23 protein-coding genes and 2 tRNA genes are annotated in these 23,312 nt (G+C 68.1%); 12 read left to right on the forward strand and 13 right to left on the reverse strand.

From position 1 onward, the window contains the following. Nucleotides 1-25 precede the first annotated feature (25 nt). The 3 genes from M9979_RS02040 to M9979_RS02050 are packed head-to-tail and all read left to right on the forward strand — an operon-like array spanning nucleotide 26 to nucleotide 2,359. Entirely contained in the window at nucleotides 26-202 is a 177-nt protein-coding gene (locus M9979_RS02040) for a hypothetical protein (protein WP_254287669.1), read from the forward strand. Continuing rightward, on the forward strand, nucleotides 199-939 hold the full coding sequence (locus M9979_RS02045) for a 16S rRNA (uracil(1498)-N(3))-methyltransferase (protein ID WP_254287670.1): 741 nt from the start codon (nucleotides 199-201) through the stop codon (nucleotides 937-939). The genes M9979_RS02040 and M9979_RS02045 overlap by 4 nt, the downstream gene beginning before the upstream one ends. Before the next feature lie 46 nt (nucleotides 940-985). Next, complete coding sequence (locus M9979_RS02050) at nucleotides 986-2,359, forward strand: glutamate--cysteine ligase (RefSeq protein WP_254287671.1); 1,374 nt, start codon at nucleotides 986-988, stop codon at nucleotides 2,357-2,359. A gap of 105 nt (nucleotides 2,360-2,464) precedes the next feature. Here the strand turns inward: M9979_RS02050 and M9979_RS02055 are convergent, their stop codons facing one another. The 3 genes from M9979_RS02055 to aspS form a co-directional block, all read right to left on the reverse strand. Continuing rightward, nucleotides 2,465-3,238, reverse strand: coding sequence for a polyphosphate kinase 2 family protein (locus M9979_RS02055; protein WP_254287672.1), 774 nt, complete (start codon nucleotides 3,236-3,238; stop codon nucleotides 2,465-2,467). A gap of 11 nt (nucleotides 3,239-3,249) precedes the next feature. Beyond that, nucleotides 3,250-4,641 (reverse strand): APC family permease, encoded by a 1,392-nt coding sequence (locus M9979_RS02060; protein ID WP_254287673.1) that lies wholly within the window; start codon nucleotides 4,639-4,641, stop codon nucleotides 3,250-3,252. Nucleotides 4,642-4,984: 343 nt separating this feature from the next. Further along, nucleotides 4,985-6,808 (reverse strand): aspartate--tRNA ligase, encoded by a 1,824-nt coding sequence (gene aspS, locus M9979_RS02065; RefSeq protein ID WP_254287674.1) that lies wholly within the window; start codon nucleotides 6,806-6,808, stop codon nucleotides 4,985-4,987. A gap of 172 nt (nucleotides 6,809-6,980) precedes the next feature. Here aspS and rnd point away from each other — a divergent pair, with 172 nt between their 5' ends. Further along, on the forward strand, nucleotides 6,981-8,156 hold the full coding sequence (gene rnd / locus M9979_RS02070) for a ribonuclease D (RefSeq protein ID WP_254287675.1): 1,176 nt from the start codon (nucleotides 6,981-6,983) through the stop codon (nucleotides 8,154-8,156). After that, nucleotides 8,153-8,443: an I78 family peptidase inhibitor gene (locus M9979_RS02075; protein ID WP_254287676.1), complete on the forward strand. Its 291-nt coding sequence runs from the start codon at nucleotides 8,153-8,155 to the stop codon at nucleotides 8,441-8,443. Before rnd ends, M9979_RS02075 begins: the two co-directional genes overlap by 4 nt. A 142-nt stretch (nucleotides 8,444-8,585) precedes the next feature. Here the strand turns inward: M9979_RS02075 and M9979_RS02080 are convergent, their stop codons facing one another. The 4 genes from M9979_RS02080 to M9979_RS02095 form a co-directional block, all read right to left on the reverse strand. Continuing rightward, nucleotides 8,586-10,043 (reverse strand): Ppx/GppA family phosphatase, encoded by a 1,458-nt coding sequence (locus M9979_RS02080; RefSeq protein WP_254287677.1) that lies wholly within the window; start codon nucleotides 10,041-10,043, stop codon nucleotides 8,586-8,588. A 213-nt stretch (nucleotides 10,044-10,256) separates the two neighbouring features. Then, nucleotides 10,257-12,422, reverse strand: coding sequence for an RNA degradosome polyphosphate kinase (locus M9979_RS02085; RefSeq protein WP_254287678.1), 2,166 nt, complete (start codon nucleotides 12,420-12,422; stop codon nucleotides 10,257-10,259). A 2-nt stretch (nucleotides 12,423-12,424) separates the two neighbouring features. Next, nucleotides 12,425-13,057: a P-loop NTPase family protein gene (locus tag M9979_RS02090; RefSeq protein ID WP_254287679.1), complete on the reverse strand. Its 633-nt coding sequence runs from the start codon at nucleotides 13,055-13,057 to the stop codon at nucleotides 12,425-12,427. Between the two features lie 3 nt (nucleotides 13,058-13,060). Next, the gene (locus M9979_RS02095; protein ID WP_254287680.1) at nucleotides 13,061-14,314 is read right to left on the reverse strand and encodes a heavy-metal-associated domain-containing protein; all 1,254 of its coding nucleotides are present in this window, start codon (nucleotides 14,312-14,314) and stop codon (nucleotides 13,061-13,063) included. Between the two features lie 262 nt (nucleotides 14,315-14,576). Here M9979_RS02095 and purM point away from each other — a divergent pair, with 262 nt between their 5' ends. From purM to M9979_RS02115, 4 genes are read left to right on the forward strand one after another with little or no spacing between them, the layout of a single operon-like run. Beyond that, nucleotides 14,577-15,689: a phosphoribosylformylglycinamidine cyclo-ligase gene (purM, locus tag M9979_RS02100; protein WP_254287681.1), complete on the forward strand. Its 1,113-nt coding sequence runs from the start codon at nucleotides 14,577-14,579 to the stop codon at nucleotides 15,687-15,689. Nucleotides 15,690-15,695: 6 nt separating this feature from the next. After that, entirely contained in the window at nucleotides 15,696-16,241 is a 546-nt protein-coding gene (purN, locus tag M9979_RS02105) for a phosphoribosylglycinamide formyltransferase (protein WP_254287682.1), read from the forward strand. Further along, entirely contained in the window at nucleotides 16,238-16,597 is a 360-nt protein-coding gene (locus M9979_RS02110) for an MmcQ/YjbR family DNA-binding protein (protein ID WP_254287683.1), read from the forward strand. Before purN ends, M9979_RS02110 begins: the two co-directional genes overlap by 4 nt. Further along, complete coding sequence (locus M9979_RS02115) at nucleotides 16,594-17,184, forward strand: hypothetical protein (protein WP_254287684.1); 591 nt, start codon at nucleotides 16,594-16,596, stop codon at nucleotides 17,182-17,184. Before M9979_RS02110 ends, M9979_RS02115 begins: the two co-directional genes overlap by 4 nt. A 100-nt stretch (nucleotides 17,185-17,284) precedes the next feature. Here the strand turns inward: M9979_RS02115 and M9979_RS02120 are convergent, their stop codons facing one another. Next, the gene (locus M9979_RS02120; protein ID WP_254287685.1) at nucleotides 17,285-18,559 is read right to left on the reverse strand and encodes a methyltransferase family protein; all 1,275 of its coding nucleotides are present in this window, start codon (nucleotides 18,557-18,559) and stop codon (nucleotides 17,285-17,287) included. A 106-nt stretch (nucleotides 18,560-18,665) separates the two neighbouring features. On the opposite strand from M9979_RS02120, the gene M9979_RS02125 reads away from it, so the two are divergent. Then, nucleotides 18,666-18,739: transfer RNA gene (locus M9979_RS02125), tRNA-Gly, on the forward strand. 62 nt (nucleotides 18,740-18,801) lie between these two features. Further along, nucleotides 18,802-18,993: a hypothetical protein gene (locus M9979_RS02130; RefSeq protein ID WP_254287686.1), complete on the forward strand. Its 192-nt coding sequence runs from the start codon at nucleotides 18,802-18,804 to the stop codon at nucleotides 18,991-18,993. 42 nt (nucleotides 18,994-19,035) lie between these two features. Here M9979_RS02130 and M9979_RS02135 read toward each other — a convergent pair whose 3' ends face one another. The 4 genes from M9979_RS02135 to M9979_RS02150 all read right to left on the reverse strand — a co-directional run bounded on the left by M9979_RS02135 (nucleotide 19,036) and on the right by M9979_RS02150 (nucleotide 21,852). Then, nucleotides 19,036-19,821 carry an SDR family NAD(P)-dependent oxidoreductase gene (locus tag M9979_RS02135; protein WP_254287687.1) on the reverse strand — a complete coding sequence of 262 codons (786 nt, stop codon included), beginning with the start codon at nucleotides 19,819-19,821 and terminating at the stop codon, nucleotides 19,036-19,038. 11 nt (nucleotides 19,822-19,832) lie between these two features. Next, nucleotides 19,833-21,017: a zinc-dependent alcohol dehydrogenase gene (locus tag M9979_RS02140; RefSeq protein WP_254287688.1), complete on the reverse strand. Its 1,185-nt coding sequence runs from the start codon at nucleotides 21,015-21,017 to the stop codon at nucleotides 19,833-19,835. After that, entirely contained in the window at nucleotides 21,014-21,589 is a 576-nt protein-coding gene (locus M9979_RS02145) for an SRPBCC family protein (RefSeq protein WP_254287689.1), read from the reverse strand. Before M9979_RS02145 ends, M9979_RS02140 begins: the two co-directional genes overlap by 4 nt. 177 nt (nucleotides 21,590-21,766) lie before the next feature. After that, nucleotides 21,767-21,852: transfer RNA gene (locus tag M9979_RS02150), tRNA-Tyr, on the reverse strand. A 165-nt stretch (nucleotides 21,853-22,017) separates the two neighbouring features. On the opposite strand from M9979_RS02150, the gene rlmB reads away from it, so the two are divergent. Next, nucleotides 22,018-22,761: a 23S rRNA (guanosine(2251)-2'-O)-methyltransferase RlmB gene (gene rlmB, locus M9979_RS02155; RefSeq protein WP_254287690.1), complete on the forward strand. Its 744-nt coding sequence runs from the start codon at nucleotides 22,018-22,020 to the stop codon at nucleotides 22,759-22,761. 202 nt (nucleotides 22,762-22,963) lie between these two features. On the opposite strand, the gene M9979_RS02160 is transcribed toward rlmB, so the two are convergent. Continuing rightward, nucleotides 22,964-23,281, reverse strand: a complete 318-nt coding sequence (locus M9979_RS02160) for a 2Fe-2S iron-sulfur cluster-binding protein (protein ID WP_254287691.1) — start codon at nucleotides 23,279-23,281, stop codon at nucleotides 22,964-22,966. Nucleotides 23,282-23,312: the final 31 nt, after the last annotated feature.

The raw sequence follows: 23,312 nt of genomic DNA on the forward strand, positions 1-23,312 counted from the left end.
CGCGAGTGATGATCGGATTGGGGGCATGATCGGGCTGTCGGTGGCCGTGGGCCGCTTCGTGGAGGCGCTGTTCTGGGCGATCCTGCGCGTGGCGGGCGTGGTGACGGTCGCGGTCGTCGCGGCGGCGGTGGCGGCGTTGCTCGTCTGGATCGTGCTGCGCAAATTGTGGGCGCGGCAGAAGCGCCTCAAGGACCGCCCGTGACCGCCACCCCCGCCTGGCCGCCGCAATCGGCGCCGCGATTGTTCGTTGAGCACGAGCTCGCGCCGGGGCCGCTGCGCATCGACGGGCCGGCGGCGCATTATCTCGTCTCGGTGATGCGGATGGCGCCGGGCGATCCGGTGAAGCTGTTCGACGACGTCACCGGCGAGTGGCTGGCGACCGCGGCGCAGGTCGGCAGGCGCGACCTGACCGTCGATGTGTCGACGCGGTTGCGCGAGCGCGAGCCGGTGCCCGACCTGTGGCTGTGCGCCGCACCGCTCAAGAAGGGGCGGGTCGACTGGCTGGCGGAAAAGGCGTGCGAGTTGGGCGTCGACCGGCTCGTCCCCGTACTGACCAGCCGCACCGTCGTCGACAAGCTCAAGGCCGACCGGCTGCGCGCGCATATGATCGAGGCGGCGGAGCAATGCGCGCGGACCGCCCTGCCCTCGCTTGCCGAACCGGTGAAGCTGGCCGCGCTGCTGCGCGACTGGCCGGAGAATCGCGCGCTGTTCTTCGCCGACGAAACCGGGGGCGTGCCGGCGCTCGCGGCGATGCGCGCGCATCGCGGGCCCGCGGCGATCCTGATCGGGCCGGAGGGCGGCTTCACGGCCGAGGAACGCGACGCGATCCGTGCCTGTCGCCAGGCGATCGGCGTCGGCCTGGGTCCCCGCATCCTGCGTGCCGATACGGCGGCGGCGGCGGCGGTGTCGCTGTGGATGGCGGCGGCCGGAGACTGGTAGGAAAGCTTGCTGGCAAGTCCGTTCATCCGCGCGTAAGGGCGCGCTCATGACGACCAAGACCGACAGCGCCACGGATTCCCCGATCATCGAATCGCGGGACCAGTTGATCGCCAGCTTCGCGCGCGGCGAAAAGCCGCCCGAGCGCTGGCGGATCGGCACCGAGCACGAGAAGTTCGTCTATCGCACCGCCGATCACGGCGCGCCGAGCTGGGACGAGCCCGGCGGCATCCGCGACCTGCTCGTCGAGCTGCAGCAACATGGGTGGCAGCCGGTCGAGGAGGGCGGCAAGATCATCGCGCTCAATGGCGCCGACGGCAGCGTCAGCCTTGAGCCGGCGGGGCAGTTCGAGCTGTCGGGCGCGCCGCTCGATAACCTGCACCAGACCTGTGCCGAAACGGGACGCCACCTCGATCAGGTGAAGGCCGCGGGCGAGAAACTGGGGATCGGCTTCCTCGGCCTCGGCATGTGGCCGGACAAGCGGCGCGACGAACTGCCGATCATGCCCAAGGGCCGCTATGCGATCATGCTGCGCCATATGCCGCGGGTCGGCAGCATGGGGCTCGACATGATGCTGCGCACCTGCACGATCCAGGTCAACCTCGACTATGCGTCCGAGGCCGACATGGTGAAGAAGTTCCGCGTCGGGCTGGCGCTGCAGCCGCTCGCCACCGCACTGTTCGCCAATTCGCCGTTCACCGAAGGCAAGCCCAACGGCTTCCTGTCGTACCGCAGCCATATCTGGTCGGACACCGATCCGGCGCGCACCGGCATGCTGCCGTTCGTGTTCGAGGACGGCTTCGGCTACGAACGCTACGCCGACTATATGCTCGATGTGCCGATGTACTTCGTCTATCGCGATGGCAGATATATCGACGCCGCGGGGTTGTCCTTCCGCGACTTCCTGAAGGGCGAATTGACCGTCCTGCCCGGCGAAAAGCCGACACTCGACGACTGGAACGACCATCTGTCGACCGCCTTCCCCGAGGTAAGGCTCAAGACCTTCCTCGAGATGCGCGGGGCGGATGGCGGGCCGTGGAACAAGATCTGCGCGCTGCCGGCGTTCTGGGTCGGACTGCTGTACGACAGCCAAGCGCTCGATGCGGCGTGGGACCTCGTCAAGGACTGGTCGATGGAGGATCGCGAGGCGCTGCGCTCGGCGGTGCCGAAGCTGGCCCTCGACGCGCCGTTGCCGGGTGGCGGACGGCTCGGCGATATTGCGGGCCGGGTGCTCGACATCGCGCATGCGGGGCTCGCGGCGCGGGCGCGGGGCAATGGCGCGGGGGATGACGAGACCGGGTTCCTCGATCCGCTGCGCGAGATCGTGCGGACGGGGAAGGTGCCGGCACAGGTGCTGCTCGACCGCTACAATGGTGCGTGGGCGGGCGATCTGGATCGCGTGTACGACGAGGCGAGCTTCTGATCGCCCTCACCCTTCCCACCCGGCTGCGCCGGGCGGGCCCCTTCCCTCTCCCGGTGGGAGAGGGAGGGAGGCGCGTAGCGCCGGAAGGGTGAGGGCGAAAGTCGTTTAGTCCAGCCCCAACGCCGCCTTCGCCACCCGCTCCAGTTCCGGATCAAGCGGCGGCGGCGTCATGTCGACGTTCGCCTCCAGGTGATCCGCGATCGCGGTCAGCGCGTGGATGCGCGCCGCCTTCTTGTCGTTGCCGTTGACCACGATCCAGGGCGCGCCGCCGGTGTCGGTGCGCGCGAACATGTCGTGCATCGCGGCCAGATAGTCCTCGCGCCGCGAGCGGTTGCGGTAATCGTCGAGCCCGGTCTTCCAGCGTTTCCAGGGATCGTCCAGCCGGGCCTCCAGCCGTTTGTCCTGTTCGGCTTGCGAGATGTGGACGAACAGCTTGACCAGTGTCGTGCCGCCTTCGACCAGTTCCGCCTCGAAGGCGTTGATCTCGTCATAGGCGCGGCGCCATTCCTCCTCGCTCGCATAGCGTTCGACCCGCTCGACGAGGACGCGGCCGTACCAGCTGCGGTCGAAGACGGTGACGTTGCCAGGCTGCGGCAGACGGGTGCGGAAGCGCCAGAGGAAATCGTGCGCCTTCTCCTCGGCGCTCGGCGCGGAGATCGGATAGACTTCGAAATGGCGCGGGTCCCATGTCGCGGTCAGGCGCTGGATGATGCCGCCCTTGCCCGCTGCGTCCCACCCTTCGAACATCACGACCGCGCGGCGGCCGTGGATGATATGCGCGACGAGGATGCGTTCGAGCCGGTCCTGCAGCGCGGCGAGGTCGCGCTTGTAATGGCCCTTGTACGGCTTGGTCTTGTCATGGTCGTTGAGGTCGATCACGCGCGGCTCCTTCATCCCTCGTCGGGGATATGAACGCTCCAGCCGCCGCGGCGACGCAGGACGAACCAGTAATAGCCCGCCGACAGCAGAATCTGCGCCGCGGTCATGATGAGCCCGGGGCGTCCCTCGGCCGGGTCGAGCCAGCTCGTCCACACGACATAGCCGAGCGCGATCAGCGTGACGATCGGTGCGGCGGGATAGAGCGGCATGCGATAGCGCGCGTGCGCGGTCGCGCCGCTGCGGCGCCCGACCATCGCGGCGACGGCGATCCCGGCGTAGATGGCGACGAGCCCGGTGCCGCTCAGCACCAGCAGCAGGGTCAGCGGCAGGAAACAGCACGCCACCCCGATGCCACCGACGATCAGCGTGCCGATCCACGGCGACCCGAAGCGCGGATGGATGCGCGTCATCAACTGGTCGAGCGGCCGCCCCCAGCTGTTGTCGCGCGCGGTGCCGTAGAAGAAACGCGAGCAGGCGAGGATGCAGGCGATGATCGCGTTGACGATCGCGATGACGACGCCGATCGCGACCGCATCCGCCAGCCAGCCATCGCCGCGCATCCGTGCGATCAGCCCGAACGGATCGTCCGCGGTGACCAGCGCGTGGAGGTCGGGCGCGCCCATCAGTACGGCGATCGTCGGCACTATCTCGAACGCCAGCGTCAGGACGAGGCTGGCGAGGATCGCGCGCGCGATCAGCCGCGACGGCTCGCGCATCTCCTCGCCGAAATAGACCGCGGCGCCATAGCCGTTGAGCGCAAAGATCGCGATCGAGGTGGCGAGCCCGATCGACGCGGGCGACGCCGGCACCAACATGCCCTCCAGCGGCATGACGGGCGCGGTCAGGAAGCCGGCGAACGGACGGACGATGTCCGACCAGCCGAGCACGACGATGACGACCAGCGCCAGCACCTCGCCGGCGAGGAAGAACCCGGTGACCCAGGCGTTGACGCGGATCTGGAGCAGCGCGACCAAAGTCGAGGCGGCGACCACCGCAATCGCGACCGGCACCGTCGGCAATCCGGGGTAGACGGTCGCCAGCACCGCGCTGATTCCCAGCGCCGCGACCGGCGGGAAGAACAGATTGTTGAAGACGTTGACGCCGAGCATCACGAACCCGGCGAGCGGTCCCAGCGTCTTGGCGACCGCGACATATTCGCCCCCCGCCACCGGCCACGCGCTCGACAGTTCGGCATAGACGAAGGCGGTGGCGACGCAGACGATCCCGGCGAGGATCAACGCCCAGATCGCACCGGTGCCCGCGACCTGCAGCATGCCCGGGATGATGACGAAGACCGAAGACGCAGGCGTCGCGACCGACAGCGTCAGGAACAGGACGCCCATCACCCCCAGACTGCGGACAAGCGGCGTCGGTGGTGCCGGAAGCAACTGATCGTCTAACATTATCCCCCGCGTCTAGCCCCACGGGGGTAGTGGCATGGTTAACGCCGGGGGAAAAGGGCGTGGGGAAGCGGTCGTCAACCCAAACCCCAAGTCCTCCCCCGCCAAGGCAGGGGCATCGCTTATGAGTGATTGCCTGGCGCGCGCCCAATTCCATCGTCACCCCGGACGTGTTCGGGGGGCCACGGTTCGGCGAACGTGTCGTTTCGAGGCTCTTTTTGCGACGCTTGCGGCACGGTGGACCCCGGAACACGTTCGGGGTGACGAAGTACTCCAGGCCGCCCGTTGGTCACGCAAACATATGCAGGCCCCCTCCCCCGCTAACGCGAGGGAGGAATGCGCCATCTCAGCCCGCCTCGGGCGCGACCGCCTTGGCTACGTCGGCGCCAACCTGCGGCGCGACGCGCAGGTTGAGCTCCTTCAACTGCTTGGGCGTCGCGAAATTGGGGGCGCCCATCATCAGGTCTTCCGCCTTCTGCGTCATCGGGAAGACGATGACCTCGCGGATATTGGGTTCGTCGGCGAGCAGCATGACGATGCGGTCGATGCCCGGCGCCGAGCCGCCGTGCGGCGGGGCGCCGAACTTGAAGGCGTTGATCATGCCGGCGAAATTGGTGTCGACGTCGGCCTGCGTGTAACCGGCGATCTCGAACGCCTTGTACATGATCTCGGGGCGATGGTTGCGGATCGCGCCCGACGACAGTTCGACGCCATTGCAGACGATGTCATACTGATAGGCAAGGATGTCGAGCGGGTCCTTGGTCTCCAGTGCCTCCATCTCGCCCTGCGGCATCGAGAAGGGGTTGTGGCTGAAGTCGACCTTCTTGTTGTCCTCGTCGTACTCGAACATCGGGAAATCGACGATCCAGCAGAATTCGAAGCGGCTCTGGTCGATCAGGCCGAGGGTTTCAGCCACCCGGGTGCGGGCGAGGCCGGCGAGCTTGGCCGCCTGGCCTTCCTTGCCCGCGGCGAAGAACAGGCCGTCGTCGGGGCCGAGGCCGAGCGCGTCGGCCATCGCGGTCATCTTGTCCTCGCCGTGGTTCTTGGCGATCGGACCGCCCCATTCGCCGCCCTTGCGCGTGGCATAGCCGAGGCCGGCGAACCCTTCGGACTGCGCCCAGGCGTTCATGTCGTCGAAGAACTTGCGACTGCGGTCAGCGGTGCCCGGCGCGGGGATCGCGCGGACGACGTCGCCGGCCTCGACGATCGAGGCGAAGCGACCGAAGCCCGATCCGACGAAATGGTCGGAGACGTCGCTGATGAGGATCGGGTTGCGCAGATCGGGCTTGTCGTTGCCGTATTTCAGCATCGATTCGCGGTAGGGGATACGCTTGAAGGGGAGCGCCGAGACGGTGCGACCCTTGCCCTGCCAGTCGGCGAATTCCTCGAACACGCCATGCAGGACGGGCTCGATCGCCTGGAAGACGTCTTCCTGCGTGACGTAGCTCATCTCGAAATCGAGCTGGTAGAATTCGCCGGGGGAGCGGTCGGCGCGCGCATCCTCGTCGCGGAAGCACGGCGCGATCTGGAAATAACGGTCGAAGCCGGCGACCATCAGCAGCTGCTTGAACATCTGAGGCGCCTGCGGCAGCGCGTAGAACTTGCCCGGATGGACGCGGCTGGGGACCAGGTAATCGCGCGCGCCCTCGGGCGACGAAGCGGTCAGGATCGGGGTCTGGAATTCGGTGAAGCCCTGCCCGATCATGCGTTGTCGGATCGAGGAGATGACCTTCGAGCGCAGCATGATGTTCTGGTGCAGGCGTTCGCGGCGCAGGTCGAGGAAGCGATAGCGCAGGCGGATATCCTCAGGGTACTCCTGATCGCCCGCGACCGGCATCGGCAGTTCCTGCGCGTGGCTCTGCACGGTCGCGGCCTGCGCGAAGATCTCCACCGCACCGGTGGCGAGGTTGGGGTTCACCGTCGCGTCCGAGCGCGCCTTCACGAGGCCGTCGATCGTCACCACCGATTCGACGCGCAGCGCTTCGAGCGTCGCCAACGCCGGCGAATCGCTGTCGGCGACGATCTGGGTGATGCCGTAATGGTCGCGCAGATCGACGAACAGCACGCCGCCATGATCGCGCTTGCGATGGACCCAGCCCGACAGGCGGACGGTGTCGCCGACGTTGCTCGCGGTCAGCGCGGCGCAGGTGTGGGTACGGTAGGCGTGCATGACTATTCTCGAAATACGTCATCCCAGCGTAGGCTGGGATCTCCGGCCGCGGGCGCGAGGCCTGCGGAGAAAGACCCCAGCTTTCGCTGGGGTGACGGGTTGTGGTTACGGTGCGCCCTCCCCTTTCCATCCCCTCTTTGTCAACCCGCGCGGGTGTGGCTATGGACGGGCGATGCATATCCACCCGTTGATTACAGACAGCGCCAGCCTCGCCAATCTGTGTGCCCGCCTCGCCCAGGCCGACTTCGTGACCGTCGACACCGAATTCATGCGGGAGAGTACCTATTACCCCGAACTGTGCCTGATCCAGATCGCCGACGTGAACGAGGCGGCGGCGATCGACCCGATGGCGCCGGGGCTCGACATGACGCCGCTGCTCGACCTGCTGACCGAGAACGAGGACGTGCTGAAGGTCGTCCACGCGGGCGGGCAGGATATCGAGATCATCTACAACCTGACCGGCAAGACGCCGCATCCGCTGTTCGATACGCAGGTCGCGGCGATGGCGCTGGGTCAAGGCGAGCAGATCGGTTATTCGAACCTCGTCGACAGCTGGCTCGGCATCCAGGTCGACAAGGGCGCGCGCTTCACCGACTGGGCGCGGCGGCCGCTCGACGCGCGCCAGATCGAATATGCGATCGGCGACGTCACGCACCTCGCGGTGATCTTCCCCAAGATGCTCGAGCGGCTGCGCAAGACCGGGCGCGGCGTGTGGCTGGATCAGGAGATGGAGCGATTGTCCGATCCCGCCAATTACGCCAACGACCCCGATCAGGCGTGGAAACGCGTGCGCATCTCCGGCCGCAAACCGGAGGTATTGGGACGATTGAAGGCGCTGGCGCGCTGGCGCGAGCTCGAGGCGCAGGGCAAGGACCTGCCGCGCGGCCGCATCGTCAAGGACGAGACGTTGGGTGATATCGCCGGCCATCCGCCGCGCAAGCAGGCCGACCTCGCCAAGGTGCGCGGGCTGTCGGCGACCTGGGCGTCGAACGATATCGGCGGGCGGCTGATGGCGGCGATCGAGGCGGCGGTGCCGCTGGGCGCCGATGAACTGCCGCCGCGCGACGATCGCAAGCCGGGGCTCGGCAAGGATGGCGCGCTGGTCGCCGATCTGCTCAAGCTGCTCCTCAAGATCCGCTCGCGCGATATCGACGTCGCCTCGCGGCTGCTGGCGCGATCGGACGAGCTGGAGGCGCTGGCATCGGGCGTGCGGACGGGGCTGCCGATGCTGGAGGGGTGGCGGTTCGATCAGTTCGGACGCGATGCGCTGGATCTGGTCGAGGGGCGACTGGGATTCGCCGTCAAGGGCGGCAAGCTCAAGATGACGCGGACGGAGGATGCGGCATGATGCGCAAGGCGTGGCTGATGATGCTGCCGGTGATGGCGGCGGGATGCACGACGATGGCGGAGCCGCCGGCGCCGGCGGGGCCGTGCGTGATCTCGCAGGAGTTGCAGATGCGCTATGCCGGGGTCAAGTTCCGCGAGCGGCTGCGTAGCGAGATCGAGCGGACGGCGCATGCGCGGACGTCGCGGGTCCTGCATCGCGGCGATGCGGCGACGATGGATTTCCGGCCCGACCGGCTCAATATCGTGCTCGACGATGGCAACCAGATCGAAGGGTTGCGCTGCGGCTGACCTGTTCCGTTCGCCCTGGTGAGCAGGTCGTCGAGGCCCCCGGCCTCGACTGAAACGCCCGGGGGACGTTTCACCTGCTCACTGTCGAAGGGCAGATGAGACTCAAGGTGCTTCGACAGGCTCGGCACGAACGGTCGTTTGGTCAGCCCCGCCACGACAGCGCGGGCTTGCGCCTGAGCGCCGTCGCCAGCGCGGCGTGGCGGCGTTCGACCGTTTCCGCATAGAGCGCGCGGTCGGCGTCGGTCAGCTCCAGCACCACCTGCCCGGCCGTCAACGACAGGCCGGCGCGTTGCAGCGGGCCGGCGAGGCCGCCGCTGAACCGCTGGCCCAGCCGGATCGCGAGGCCCCAGCCGATCGCCAGCGCGATCTGCCCGGCATTGGCGAGGCCGAAGAGCAGCGGATGCGGCGTGGTGCCACCGCCCAGACTGGTGTGCAGCGCCTGCGACAGCATCGCGCGTTCGGACGCCTCGATCGCCACCCAATTGCCGTGCAGCGCGACCTCGAACCCGCGTTCGTCGCGAAACTCCGGGTTAGCGCGCCAGCCAGTGTCGGCGAGCAGGCAGGCGGCGTGGCGGATGCGCGCGAGGTGCGGCGCATCGTCGGGGAACAAGGGCGCGATCCAGTCGGCGAGCAGGTCGCCATGCTCCGCGAACCGGCCGAGCAGCCGCCCCTCCTCGCGCGCGGCGACGATCAGCGGGTCGAGCGCGCGCGTCGGCCGGTCGAGCGCCGCGAACAGCAACCCCTCGCGCAGCCCAAAGGTGGAGGCGATCGCGCTGGTCGATCCCAGCTCGCGCATCGTCAGCGACAGCAAGGCGGTGGCATCGCCGAGCTGGCCGGCGCGTACCGCGGACATGCCAGGGACGGCGCGCAGGCGCTGTTTCGACAGATGCGCGATGCTGCGCCCCAGCCGCGCGACCGTCTCGGGCGCGAGCGCATAGCCGTGGATGATCGGCAGCGGATAATGCGTCAGGCTCATGTCGAGCCGCGCCAGCGCGCGCCACGACCCACCGACCATGTAGAGCGGCAGGCCCCTGCCCCGCCCGGTCCAGCCGGCGTTGCGGATCATCGCGCTGACGTGGCGGTCGAACGTGCGGCTTTCGCGCAAGGCGGCGATGCGCAGCACGCCCAGCGGGAAGGACACGCGGTCGGTGACCGTGCCGGCGACGACGCGCACCAGCTCCAGGCTGCCGCCGCCGAGATCGCCGACGATGCCGTCGGCATCGGGGATCGCCGACAGCACGCCCATGCCCGCCGCGGTCGCCTCCTGCTCGCCCGACAGCAGTTCGACGGCGAGCCCGAGGTCCTTGGCGGCGACAAGGAAGTCGGCACCGTTGGAGGCGTCGCGCACCGCGGCGGTGGCGACGGTGCGCACCTGCGCGTCCATCTCGCGCGCGACCGCGGCGAAGCGGCGCAGCGCGCCGATCGCCAGCGTCATGCTGTCGGCATCGATCGCTCCGGTCGCGGCGAGGCTGCGGCCGAGGCCGGCCATGACCTTTTCGTTGAACAGCGTCGCGGGGATGCGCGGATGGCCCTGGTACACGACGAGGCGGACGGAGTTGGAACCGATGTCGATGATGCCGGTGCGGGGGTAATCGGTCATCGGGTGTGGGCCACCGACGCGTGCCCTACATCCCTCGTCACCCCGGACTTGTTCCGGGGTCCACCGGGCCGCGAGCGCATCGCTCCAACATCATGTCGTCCGCCTCGCCGCAGAGTGGGCCCCGGAACACGTCCGGGGTGACGGGGTGTTCGAGGCGGGCGGCGGAACATCATGCGCCGGACTGTGGCGGGTTCAAGGATGCGCAACAACCCGCTATCGCCGCCGTCGCAGCGCCAGCGTCGGCACCGCGTCGCTTTCCGCCAGCGCCGCACCGCGGCCCGACAGCGACGGGTTTATCATGAAATACCGGTGCAGGTTGAACGGCTTCTCGCCCGGCTCGTCGCGGATGTAGCGGCCGTCGGGTTGCAGCTCCCAGCTCTGTTCGCTGTCGATCAGATTGGCCACCATCACCTGATCGAGCACCTGATCGTGCACCGTCGGGTTCTCGATCGGCAGCATGTATTCGACGCGACGGTCGAAGTTGCGCGGCATCCAGTCCGCCGACGAGATGAAGACGCGTGCACCGTCGTTGGGCAGCGCCGCGCCGTTGCCGAAGCAGAAGATGCGGCTGTGTTCGAGGAAGCGGCCGACGATCGACTTGACGCGGATGTTGTCCGACATGCCCGGCACGCCGGGGCGCAGGCAGCAGATACCGCGGATGATGAGCTCGACCTCGACGCCAGCGCCGCTTGCCTCGTACAATTTGTCGATGATCGCGGGGTCGACGAGGCTGTTCATCTTCGCCCAGACCGCGCCCGCCTTGCCGGCGCGCGCATTGGCGATCTCGACGTCGATCAGGTCGAGCAGCTTCTGGCGCAGGTTGCGGGGGCTGAGGCTCAGCTTGGTGATGTCGGTCGGCTCGACGTAACCCGTGACGTAATTGAACATCTGCGCCGCATCGCGCCCCATCCGCGCGTCGGCGGTGAAGAAGCTGAGGTCGGTATAGATGCGCGCCGTCACCGGATGGTAGTTGCCCGTGCCGAAGTGGCAATAGGTGCGGAACTGCCCGCCTTCGCGGCGGACGACCATCGACACCTTGGCGTGCGTCTTCCATTCGAGGAAGCCGTAGACGACCTGCACCCCGGCGCGTTCGAGCGCGCTGGCCCAGAGGATATTCTGCTCCTCGTCGAAGCGTGCGCGCAGCTCGACGACCGCGGTGACCGATTTGCCGGCTTCGGCGGCGGCGATCAGCGCGTTGATGACCGCGGGCTGCTTGCCGGCGCGGTACAGCGTCTGCTTGATCGCGATGACGTCGGGGTCCTGCGCCGCCTGCTTCAGGAAGGCGAGCACGACGTCGAACGTCTCGTACGGGTGATGGACGACGATGTCCTTCGCCCGGATCGCGGCGAAACAGTCGCCGCCGAATTCGCGGATGCGCTCCGGGAAGCGCGGGACGAAGGGCAGGAATTTGAGGTCGGGGCGATCCTCGTCGATCACCGCGTCGAGGTCGCCGATGCTGAGCAAATTGCCGCTCTCGGTGATCGTCGCATCGGCGCCGCCCAGTTCGGTGCGCAGCACGTCGGCGAGCGCGTCGGGCATCCCCGTCTCCAGCTCCAGCCGGATGACGCGGCCGCGGCGGCGGCGCTTGATGGCGTTGGCGAAATAGCGGACGAGGTCCTCGGCCTCCTCGTCGATCTCGATGTCGCTGTCGCGCAGCACGCGGAAGGCGGCGGCACCGACCAGCGTGTATCCGGGGAAGAGGACGGGGGCGAAACGCTTGAGCAGCGCCTCGATCGACACGTAGCGCGCGGGCTCGCCCGGCAGGCGGACGAAGCGCGGCGCGCTCGCCGGGATCATCACCAGCTCGCGCACCGGCTCGCCGTCCGAATCGCGGACAACGTCGAACATCACCGACATGCCCTTGTTGGGGATGAACGGGAAGGGATGCGCGGGATCGAGCGCCTGGGGGGTGAGGATCGGGAAGATCTGTTCGCGAAAATGCGCCTCCAGCCATTCGGCGTCGGCGGCATCGACCTCGTCGCGGCGCAGGACGTGGAGGCCGGCTTCGTCGAGCAGCGTGCGCAGGTCGCCCCACACCGCCTGCTGGCTGGCCATCAGCGCGTCGGCCTCCTGCGTGATCGCGGCGAGCTGCTGTCCCGGCGTCAGGCCGTCGGACGAGCGGCGATCGACGTCCTTCATCTGCTGGCCCTTCAGGCCGGCGACGCGGACCATGAAGAATTCGTCGAGGTTGTTGCCCGAGATCGAGAGGAAGCGGAGGCGCTCGAGCAGGGGATGCGACGGATTGCACGCCTCTTCGAGCACGCGGCGATTGAACGCCAGCCACGACAGTTCGCGATTGAAATAGCGGTCGTTGACCTCGGGGACGAAGGGATCGTCGTCGGCGGCGGACAGATGCGAAAGGTGGGCTGGGCGTGTCATAATCAGGTCATAGGCAGCAACGGTTGCGGTTGCGTGACGATCCCTGCCGCGGTCAAAACGGTGCGGGCGAGCGCGATCGACAGCCGCTTGCGGCTCTCCAGCACCTCCTGGTCTAGCGCATCGACGACGCGCTGGACGACGATATGGCTGCGCTCGATCCGGGTGCTGAGCCATGCGACGAGGTCGGGCCGCGCATCGAGGCCGCGGCGGTGGAACAGATGCGCGAGCAATGCCGCGATCAGTTCGTCGTCGGGCGGCTGGATCGCGGCATGCGGGCTGGCGGCGAGGCGCGAGCGCAGGTCGGGCAGCCGCACCGCCCATAACGGCGGCAGCGCATCGGCGACGATGACCAGCGGCCGGTGCTCGGCTTGCGCCTGGTTCCAGGCGTGGAAGATCTGCGCTTCGGGCACGGTTTCGGCGTCGTCGATGATCGTGCCGTGGCTCTTGGCGGCGAAGATGCGCGCGAGCAGGCTGCGCCCCGACTTGCGCGGGCCGGTGAGCACCGCTGTCATCACCGGCCACGTCGCCCAATGTTCCAGCGTGTGCGCGGCGCGGGCGTTGGAAGGCGTGACGAGGAAGGCGTCGTCCCGGGGGTCCGCCGGCCAGCCGAGCGGCAGCGCGAGCTGGTTGCTCATGCCTCAGCCCGTCGGATTGGTGTCGGACGGCAAATTGGGCGGCAGCAGCTGCGGCGCGCGGCGGATGCGCAGCGTCTGGCCCGATCCGGTCACCTGCAGCCCGCGCACCTCCAGCGCCGCACGCAGCGCGTCGGGATCGCCGTCATAGGTGACGCGCATCAGCGACAGGCCGCCCAATGCCAGGCTGGTGGTGCTCGCTCCGCGCACGCCGGGGATGCCGCGGACCAATGCCTCGGTATTGGCGACCGAGCTGGCGCTCGGCGTGTCGAACTGGAGCGTCACCGGGATGCCGGCGTTGGCAGGGGCGGTATCGCCCACGATCTCCGCCAGCGTCTCGCCGCCCGCATCGTCGGTCGCGGTATCGGGTGCGACCTCCGGCTCGGGCGCAGGCGGCGGGGCGAGCGTGGGATCGAAGCCGAGCGCACCGCTGCGCAGCGCCTGCTGGTACAGCGCGTCCATCCGGGTGACGCCGGTGTCGAGCAGCTGCGTCAGCCCGGCGGCGCTGCCGACGCGCAGCGTGAAGCTGCCGATCAGGCTGTTGTCGGGACCGTGACGCGCCTGGAACACGCCGATGATCGGCCCGCCGGGATAGCTGCGGTACAGGCGCACGACGGGGATCAGGATGTCCGACGCGCCATATTGGTCGATGACTGTCCGCCACCAGCCCCGCCCCGGCCGCGCGATCTGGCCGGCGTTGAGCAGCAGCGAATCGGCGCCATTGCCCGACGGGCGGACATAATCGAGCGTGCTGTTGCCGGTGCGGAAGCGCGCCCACGCCTCCTGCCAGTCGTTGCGCTGTTCGAAGACGGTCTCGACCCCGCCCGACACCTGCAGCGGCACGACCAGCATCGGGCGCGAGCGGTCGGAATAGGCGCTGATGCCGAGGATCGACGCGGCGCGGCCGCGGTCGAACAGCACGCCGAGCTTGGCGATATAGCGGCTGGGGCCGATCTGTTCGTTCTCGACGACGATGCCCGACACGATCTGGTCGAGCGTCCCGTCGGAGATCAGCCCGCCGCCCCCGCCCAGCCGGCGCGAGAGCTGTACCCACGCCTTGCGCTGCGCCAGCCGCCAGCCGCCGAGGCGCGCGGCGTCCGCAGTCTTCGCGGCGACGTCGACGGCGACGCCGCTGACCTCGAAATCGCCCGAGCTGTCGACCGGCGCGACCCCGCGCCCGCCCTCGATCTGCGCGAACGCACCCGCGCCGAGCAGCAATGCGGCACCGGCCAGCGACGAGAACAGGGTACGGACACGCATGGGGATGCCTTTTGGCGAAGCGGGCGGAGGATGCCAAGCGGGATGTGTGCCTCAAGGTCTTCGTCACCCCGGACTTGTTCCGGGGTCCACTCTGCGGCGAGGCGAACCGCCATGTGATCGAAGCGATGCGCCCGCGGAACGGTGGACCCCGGAACAAGTCCGGGGTGACGGGAGAGGTGGGCGCAGCGTCGGGAACGTGTACGCCCTTCACGGTCGGTCAGCCATTGCCACCGGCTTCCCCAAACCGTAGCAGGCTGGCCGGATGAGCACGCCCCCCTCCCCGTCCGACCAGCCCTACACCTATGCCGATGCCGGCGTGTCGATCGCCGCGGGCAACGCGCTCGTCCGCGCGATCGGGCCGCTCGCCAAGGCGACGCGGCGACCGGGGGCGGATGCGGATCTCGGCGGGTTCGGCGGCATGTTCGACCTGAAGGCGGCGGGGTTCATCGATCCGCTGCTCGTCGCCGCCAACGACGGCGTCGGCACCAAGCTGAAGCTCGCGATCGAATGGGACCGGCACGAAGGCGTCGGCATCGACCTCGTCGCGATGTGCGCCAACGATCTGATCGTGCAGGGCGCCGAGCCGCTGTTCTTCCTCGATTATTACGCCACCGCCAAGCTCGACAACGCCATCGCCGAGCGCGTCGTCGCCTCGATCGCGGAAGGCTGCCGTCAGGCCGGCTGCGCGCTGATCGGCGGCGAGACCGCAGAGATGCCGGGCATGTATGCGACAGGCGACTACGACCTCGCCGGTTTCTGCGTCGGTGCGGTCGAGCGGACGCAGGTGCTGACCGGGCAGAGCATCGCCGCGGGCGACGTGATCCTCGGCCTCGCCTCGTCGGGGGTGCATTCCAACGGCTTCTCGCTGGTCCGGCGGCTGGCGGCGGATCGCGGGTGGAAGCTGGACCGCCCGGCGCTGTTCGATTCGGATCGGCTGCTGATCGATACGCTGATGGCGCCGACGCGCATCTATGTTGCCGCGCTGCTGCCGTTGCTGCGCGAAAGCCGGATCAAAGGGCTGGCGCATATCACCGGCGGTGGCCTGCTCGAAAATATCCCGCGCGTACTGCCCGACGGCGTGCATGCGGTAATCGACGCCGACGCGTGGGAACAGCCGCGGCTGATGGCGTTCCTGCAGGCGCAGGGCGGCATCGAACCCGAGGAGATGGCGCGGACCTTCAATTGCGGGATCGGCATGGCCGTGGTCGTCGCGGCGGACGAGGCCGAGACGGTCGCCACCGCGCTGACCGCGGCGGGCGAGACGGTCCACACGATCGGCCGGGTCGAGGCGGGGACGCGCGGCTGCACCGTGCGCGGATCGACCGAGACGTGGAGCGCGCGCGCCGACTGGACCGCGACGCACGATCATGGCTGAGTCCGCATGAAGACCGTCGGCATCCTGATCTCCGGCCGCGGATCGAACATGATGGCGCTGGTCGAGGCGGGGATTCCGGTCGGCCTCGTCGCCTCTGACAAGCCCGATGCGCCGGGGCTCGGCTGGGCGCGCGAGCGGGGACTGGCGACCTTCGCGCTGTCGCCCAGGGGGATCGGCAAGGCGGCGTACGAGGCCGAGGTCGATGCGGCGCTGCGCGAGGCGGGGTGCGAGCTGATCGCACTCGCCGGTTATATGCGGCTGCTGTCGGACGACTTCGTCGCGGCGTGGCGCGGGCGGATCGTCAATATCCACCCGTCGCTGTTGCCCAAGTACAAGGGCCTCGACACGCATGCCCGCGCGATCGCCGCCGGCGATGCGGTGGCGGGCTGTTCGGTGCATGTCGTCACCGAAGAGCTGGATGCGGGCGCGTTGCTCGGCCAAGCGGAGGTGCCGATACTGGCGGGCGACACCCCCGACACGCTCGCCGCGCGCGTGCTGGCTGCCGAACATCGCCTCTATCCGCAGGTCCTGAAGGAGTTCGCCAGCCGATGACCGAGATTCTGGAACGCGTCCGCGCCATCGCGCTGCTGTTGCCCGAGGTGGAGGAGCGGCCGAGCCATGGCCAGCCGACCTTCTTCGTCGCCGGCAAGCAGTTCGCGCAGGTCCGCGACGATCATCACGGCGATGGCCGCCACGTCGTCTGCGTGCGGACCAGCGGCGACGACGAACAGGCGATGCTGATCGAGACGGCGCCGGAGACGTATAGCAGGCCCGCCTATCTCGGCCCGTCGGGCTGGGTCGCGGTGAACCTTGCCGGCGATCCCGACTGGACGCTGATTGAGGATCGGATCGCGCGCAGCTGGGAGCTCGCCGCGCCGCGCCGGCTGCTCGAAGCGGGCGGGCGATGAGCGAGACGCGCGATCAGGCGCAGACGCGCCGCCGCTGGATCACGCTGGCCGAGGTGGTGGCGGTGGCGGGCGTCGTGATCGCGGCGCTGACGCTCTACAGCAACTGGCAGGACCGGCGCGAGGCCGCCGCCGACAAGGCGGTCGCGGCGGCGAGCGCGACGCGCGACAAGACACGCTTCCAGCTGCGTGGCACGCCCGACGACGACAAGCGCGCGATCGTGCTGGCGCGGAGCGAAGCGCATCCGCTCGGCGATATCCGCGTCACGTTTCCGACCGGGCTCGGCGTATCGCCGCAGGATTCGGTCAAGCAGACGATCGAGGCGGACTGGTTCGACGACGGCCTGCGCAAGGCGACCGATGGCGGCGCGGACGATCTGACCGGGCGGTTGCCGGTACTGATCCGCTACACCTATTTTACCGACGACGTGCCGACGACGCGGCAGGCGATCTACGACATCGTCTGGCAGACGCGCGGGCAGCGGTTCCAGGGCCGCAAGGTCGAACTGCTCGACCTGCGCCTGCGCGAAAGCGGGGGTAGTCAGCAGCGGGTCGATGCCTTGTGGGCGAAGGACCGGCCGGCGGCCTGAACGGCCGGGTCGCCGTTCCTCCGTTCGCCCTGAGCCTGTCGAAGGGCCTGAGTCTAAAGGTGCTTCGACAGGCTCAGCACGAACGGGGAGTTGTCGGTCACTACCACCCCACCAGCCACCGCCCGAAGCGCGGCACCGCCCCCCGCCGCGTCATCCAGTCGCTATACACCCGATACGCCGGGTCGAGACCCAGGTGCCGCTCCTCGGTACGCGCGCGCCAGTAATAGACGCCGCTCACCACCGCCATCAGCAGCGTAGCACGCACCGCGTCGGTCAGCGAGCCCGTCGTCAGGATCGGCAGCGTCGACAGCCACCAGAACAGGTTCTTCGACAGATACGCCGGGTGCCGCGACCAGGCATAGGGTCCGTGCGTCAGGATGCCGCGATGCGTCAGGTTGGAAAAGCGCAGGCCGAACGCCACCGTCGCCCAGGCGTAGATCGCGGTCAACACGACCAGCATTGCACCCCACGCTCCCAGCAGCAGCGGATGGCCGGCGAACCAGTCCATCCATTCCTGCGTGCCGCGATGATAGTCGAGCGGCCCTCCGCCATCCATCAGGATGAACGGCGGATAGCACATCAGCGCCGCGGTCCACGCGGCGGCAAAGGGATTGGCGCTGCGGATATGCGCGTCGAGCGGGCGCAGCGTCAGGATATAGCCGACGGTGGCGAAGGCGACGTCGATGACGAACATCAGCGCGATCAGCCATTGCGCGATGGCGACCGGATCGGTCAGCGTCGCCGGCGGCGTACGGATGAACCCCGCATAATTGCCCGGCACCACCGCGAGCATGAAGGCGAGGAAGAAGCCCTTCACCGCCCAGTTGCGCAGATGGTCGTGGATCGCCCGCGGATCGACACCCCCCTGCCCGGTCAGCCACGCGCCGACGTGCCACGCGCCATCGCGCGGTTCGACGAGATAGCGGTCGAGCCACAATACGTACGGCACCGCGATCACCGCGACGACCGGCACCGCCCAGCTGAAACACCACATGGCGAAGGCGAAATTACCCTCCCAATAGAAAGGTCCGAGGCCATAGATCACCGCGATCCCGCCCCATGTGACGAACAGCCCGGCAAGCTTGGTCAGGCTGGCGTCGCGCGTCTCGATCAGCGGCTTGGGGGCATGCCAGTCGATCCCGGTGCTGGCGCTGCGATGGACCTTGTCGACCAGCAGCGACCAGCCGACCATCGGCAGCGCGCAGGCGAGCAGCCCGCACAGCGCGGCATAGGGCCCGTCCATCCCGATCGCGTAGGCCGTGGCCAGCCAGACGAGCAGTCCCGCAAGGCCGACCAGCCCGACGCCATGGCTCACGGCGGATGCGGGGCGCGGATCGGCGGCTGCTTGCGCGGCGAGCGCGGGATCATGGTACATGCGTGCCGGTCTAGCGCGGCACCGGTAAGCAAGTCGTGAACCATGCGGGAGATACGGACGCTTGCACCTGTCCAGCGACGGCGGTAATGGCGCTGACGCACCATGCGCGGGTATAGCACAATGGTAGTGCAGCAGCCTTCCAAGCTGAATACACGGGTTCGATTCCCGTTACCCGCTCCAGCCTTTCCTTGACTGTTACGCCGATGTGGCGCTGCTCCTGATGGTACGATTGGAGTACGATCATGATGGCAGCGGCGATAGGCATCGGGGCGATGGCGATAGGGTTTGGCGGCTGGAGCGTGCATCGAACATATCGACGCCGCGTGCGTCGCCGCGATCGGGAGGTGCAGCACGCCATGGACGTCGTGATATGGAACGACATGATCGCCGGACGGGAGCCCGCCGTTGCTCCCGCGATCGAGAACATTGGATAGGCGACGGGGACGGGCGCCTGCGTTTTTCGGCGCCCGTCGCAATCACGTGTTGGCCGTACCCGGCTCGGCCATCTTGCGGTGCTGCTCCGCCAGCACCGCGTTCGGCGTGACGTTGGCGACTGCCGACTGGATCTTGTTCTTCCACCCCGACACGACCGATGCCTTGCCGGCCATCACCGCGTCCCAGCCATCCCTGGCGACATCCGCCGGATCGCTCTTCTTGGGATCGGCGCCGACCGACGTGTCGAGCATGTCGCCACGCGCGAAGAATTCCGTGTCGACCGGCCCCGGCATCAGGTTGGTGAGCGTCACCCCGTCGGCGTCCCTGATCTCGTTCTGGAGCGCGGCGACGAAGCTGTCCACGAACGCCTTGGTGCCGTTGTACACCGCCTGGAACGCGCCGGGGATATAGCCGGCGATCGATCCCGTCACGAGCACCTTGCCCGCGTTGCGCGCGACCATCGGTTTCAGCACCTTCTGCAACAGATAGGCGGTGCCGACGATGTTGGTATCGACGACATGACGCCAGTCTTTCAGGTCCTGATCGAGGAACGCGTGGCCCAGCCCGTGACCGGCGTTGGCGCAAAGCAGGTCGACCTGCCGCCCGCCGGCCGCGGCGAGCAGCCGGTCGACGCCGTCGATCGTCGACAGGTCCGCCTCGACCGACTGGACGTCGGTGCCGAACTGCTTGAAGTCCGCTGCGGCGGCATCGATCAGCGGTTCGTCGGCGACGACGAGGATATCGTACCCGTCCTTCGCCGCCAGCGTGGCGAGTTCGAAGCCGATGCCGGTCGAGGCACCGGTGATGATCGCGAATTTGTCAGCCATCGTATCTCTCCTCAGGCGGCCGTCATGCCGGGTTTCAGCACGATCTTGGTCGTCTCGTTCTGGTGGTTCTTGAACAGGTCGTAGCCCTTGGGCGCGTCGGTCAGCGGCATGCGGTGCGAGATCAGGAACTCGGTATCAATCTTGTCCTCCATGATCGCGTTCAGGAGGGCCGGCATGTAATGCTGGACGTGGGTCTGGCCGGTTTTGAGCGTCAGCCCCTTTTCCATGAACGCGCCGAGCGGGAATTTATCGACGAAGCCGCCATAGACCGCCGGCATCGATACGCGCCCGCCCTTGCGGCAGGCGATGATCGCCTGGCGGATCGAATGCGGGCGATCGGTGCCGAGGAAGGTCGACGCCTTGATCTGGTCGATGATGTTGTCGACGAACATGCCGTGCGCCTCGAGGCCCACCGCGTCGATCACCGCGTCGGGACCGATGCCGCCGGTCATCTCCATCAGCGCCTCGTAGGTCGCGCTTTCCTCGAAGTTGATCGTCTCGGCGCCGAACTTCTTCGCCAGCTCCAGCCGGTGCGGGAAGTGATCGATCGCGATGACGCGCTCGGCGCCCATCAGGAACGCCGATTGCACCGCGAACAGCCCCACGGGGCCGCAGCCCCAGACCGCGACGGTGTCGCCCGGTTCGATCTGCGCATATTCGGCCGCCTGCCAGCCGGTGGGCAGGATGTCGCTGAGGAACAGCACCTTGTCGTCCGCGACGCCGTCGGGAATGACGATCGGGCCGACGTCGCTGAACGGCACGCGGACATATTCTGCCTGACCGCCCGCATAGCCGCCGGTCATGTGGCTGTAGCCGAACAGGCCAGACATTTCGTGGCCGTAGAGTTCTTGCGCGATATCCTGATTGTCCGCGGGCAAGCCATTGGGACAGGCGGAATATTGATGCTTGTTACAGTGGTAGCAGCTGCCGCAGGCGATCGTGAACGGCACCACGACGCGCTGGCCCTTCTTCAGCGTCGACTTCGCGCCGACCTCGACCACCTCGCCCATGAATTCGTGGCCGAGGATGTCGCCCGCTTGCATCGTAGGGATGTAGCCGTCGTACAGGTGGAGGTCCGAACCGCAGATCGCGGTCGAGGTGACCTTGATGATGCAGTCGCGCGGATTGACGATCTCCGGGTCATCGACGGTGTCGATGCGGACGTCGTGCTTGCCGTGCCATGCGAGCGCTTTCACAGGCCCATCTCCTCGAACTGCTTGGGGTTCATCGCGGGCGTGGCGATCTCGCCGGTTTCCATCAGCTGCTTGAAGCGCCTGAGGTCGCGTCGCGCCTGGATCGCGGGTTCGCGCTGGAACATCTTGGCGATCAGTTTGCCGATCGCGCCGCCGGGCGGGTCATAGGCGATGGTGGCGGTGACCACCGTGCCGCGCGCGCCGGCATCGCGGAATTCGATCCGCCCCGAATTGGCGACGTCGGCGCCGGGTTCGGACGTCCATTCGATCAGCCGGTCGGGCTGTTCCTGCGTGATCCGCGCGTCCCATTCCACTGTCGCGCCCGCGGGTGCCTTCACCACCCAATGCGACACCGTCGCGTCGCGCACATCGATCGAGACGACGTTCTCCATGAAATGCGGCAGGTTCGTGAAATCGCGGAAATAGCCGTAGAGTTCGCTGGCCGGGCGATTGATCGTCACCGAACGGCCGGCGACGGAACCGCCCTTGCCTTCGGCGAGCGTGGCGGTCGTCAGGTCGGCGGCGTCGCCGTGCTTGGCCGTAGAAACAGGCGCGTCATCGCGTCGGTCGGTCATGGCGGTCTCCCTTCGCAAGACCGCCCTAACCCGCCGGGAGTCGCACCCGTTCCAATCGTTACGCGTACGGATTCAAATAGATAAAGCCGATTTTTACCGACGCCGCGACGCCGGGCCGGATCGATCGAGGGGGGAAGGTCGCCCGCGGGGCGGGACTTCCCCGCCGTGGCGGGGAGGTGGTGGACAGGGCTGGATTCGAACCAGCGTACGCTTGCACGGGCAGATTTACAGTCTGCTGCCTTTAACCACTCGGCCACCTGTCCAGATGGGAGCTTCGCCGAAGCGAGGCGGCCTATTGGCGAAGCGAAACGCGGCTGTCAACGCACCTTCCCCAAGAAAGCGCCGCGCTTGCGCGAAAGGCGGGCGCCGCCTAGCACGCCGGCCATGACCGACCTTCTCTTCTTCCTCCCCGCCGGCGGCACCCGCTGATGGCGCGCCGTGGCCACCGCCCGTCGACGGGCACCGCCAACCGCCCGAAGTTCTGGGGCCGCCACCCGGTGACGGCGGCGCTCGCCAATCCGAACCGCACCGTCCGCAAGATCTGGGGCACGCGTGAGGCGCTGGCGTCGCTCGACATCCCCTCGACCCTGCCGGTCGTCTATGCCGATGTCGCCGATCTCGGCCGGCTGGTGCCCTCCGACGCGCCGCACCAGGGCCTTGTCGCCGAGGTCGAGCCGCTGGAAGAGATGTGGCTTGCCGACCTGCTGATCGCGGGCAAGGACGACCAGCGGCCGCTGGTGGTGCTCGACCAGGTCACCGATCCGCACAATGTCGGCGCGATCCTGCGCTCGGCGGCGGCATTCGACGCGCTAGGCATCGTCACGCAGGACCGCCACGCGCCGCCCGAAAGCGGCACGGTGGCACGCGCCGCCTCTGGCGCGCTGGAGACGGTGCCGTGGTGCCGCGTCGTCAACCTCGCCCGTGCGCTGGAGGAGATCGCCGAAGCGGGCTTCTGGCGGATCGGGCTCACCGGCCATGCCGACCAGACGCTGGCGCAGGCGATGGGGACGCAGCGCATCTGCATCGTGCTGGGCGCGGAAGGCGAAGGCATGCGCCAGAATACCGAGGCGCATTGCGACGAACTCGCCAAACTGCCGATCAGCGACAAGGTGGAGAGTTTGAACGTGTCGAACGCCGCGGCGATCGCGCTGTACGCGGTGGCGGCGCGTTAGATCCGGCCACCACCGGCTGGCGAACCGATGTCGCCCGCCGCGCCCGCCAACACTCCTACGTCACCCCGGACGTGTTCCGGGGTCCACCGTTCGACAAGCGTATCGGCAAAAGATCGGGTATTGCGCCCGCCGCACCGTGGACCCCGAAACACGTCCGGGGTGACGACAGGTATGTGGCAGTCGGTCGAACGCCCCCAGCCGGTCAATCCTCGCCGGCGATCGTCACCTTCAGCCCGTCGAGCGCGTCGGTGAACGGCAGCTGGCACGACAGACGCGACGTCGCGTTGCGCTCGTCGCTCGAATCCAGCAGGTCGTCCTCGTCCGGGCCCATTGCCGGCAGCGCGTCGGCGAAGGCGGGATCGACATGGACGTGGCAGGTGGCGCAGCTGCAGCAACCGCCGCACAACGCCAGCAGTTCGTCGATGCCGGCGTCGCGGATCACCTCCATGACCGACAGGCCGGCCTCGCCGTCGATTTCGCGTTCTTCCCCCTCGCGCGTCACGACGATAAGCTTTGGCATGATGTTCTCCGCTGAATGTAGGCCCGGCCAT

This window comes from Sphingomonas liriopis (assembly GCF_024211255.1).
GTDB lineage: Bacteria > Pseudomonadota > Alphaproteobacteria > Sphingomonadales > Sphingomonadaceae > Sphingomonas > Sphingomonas liriopis.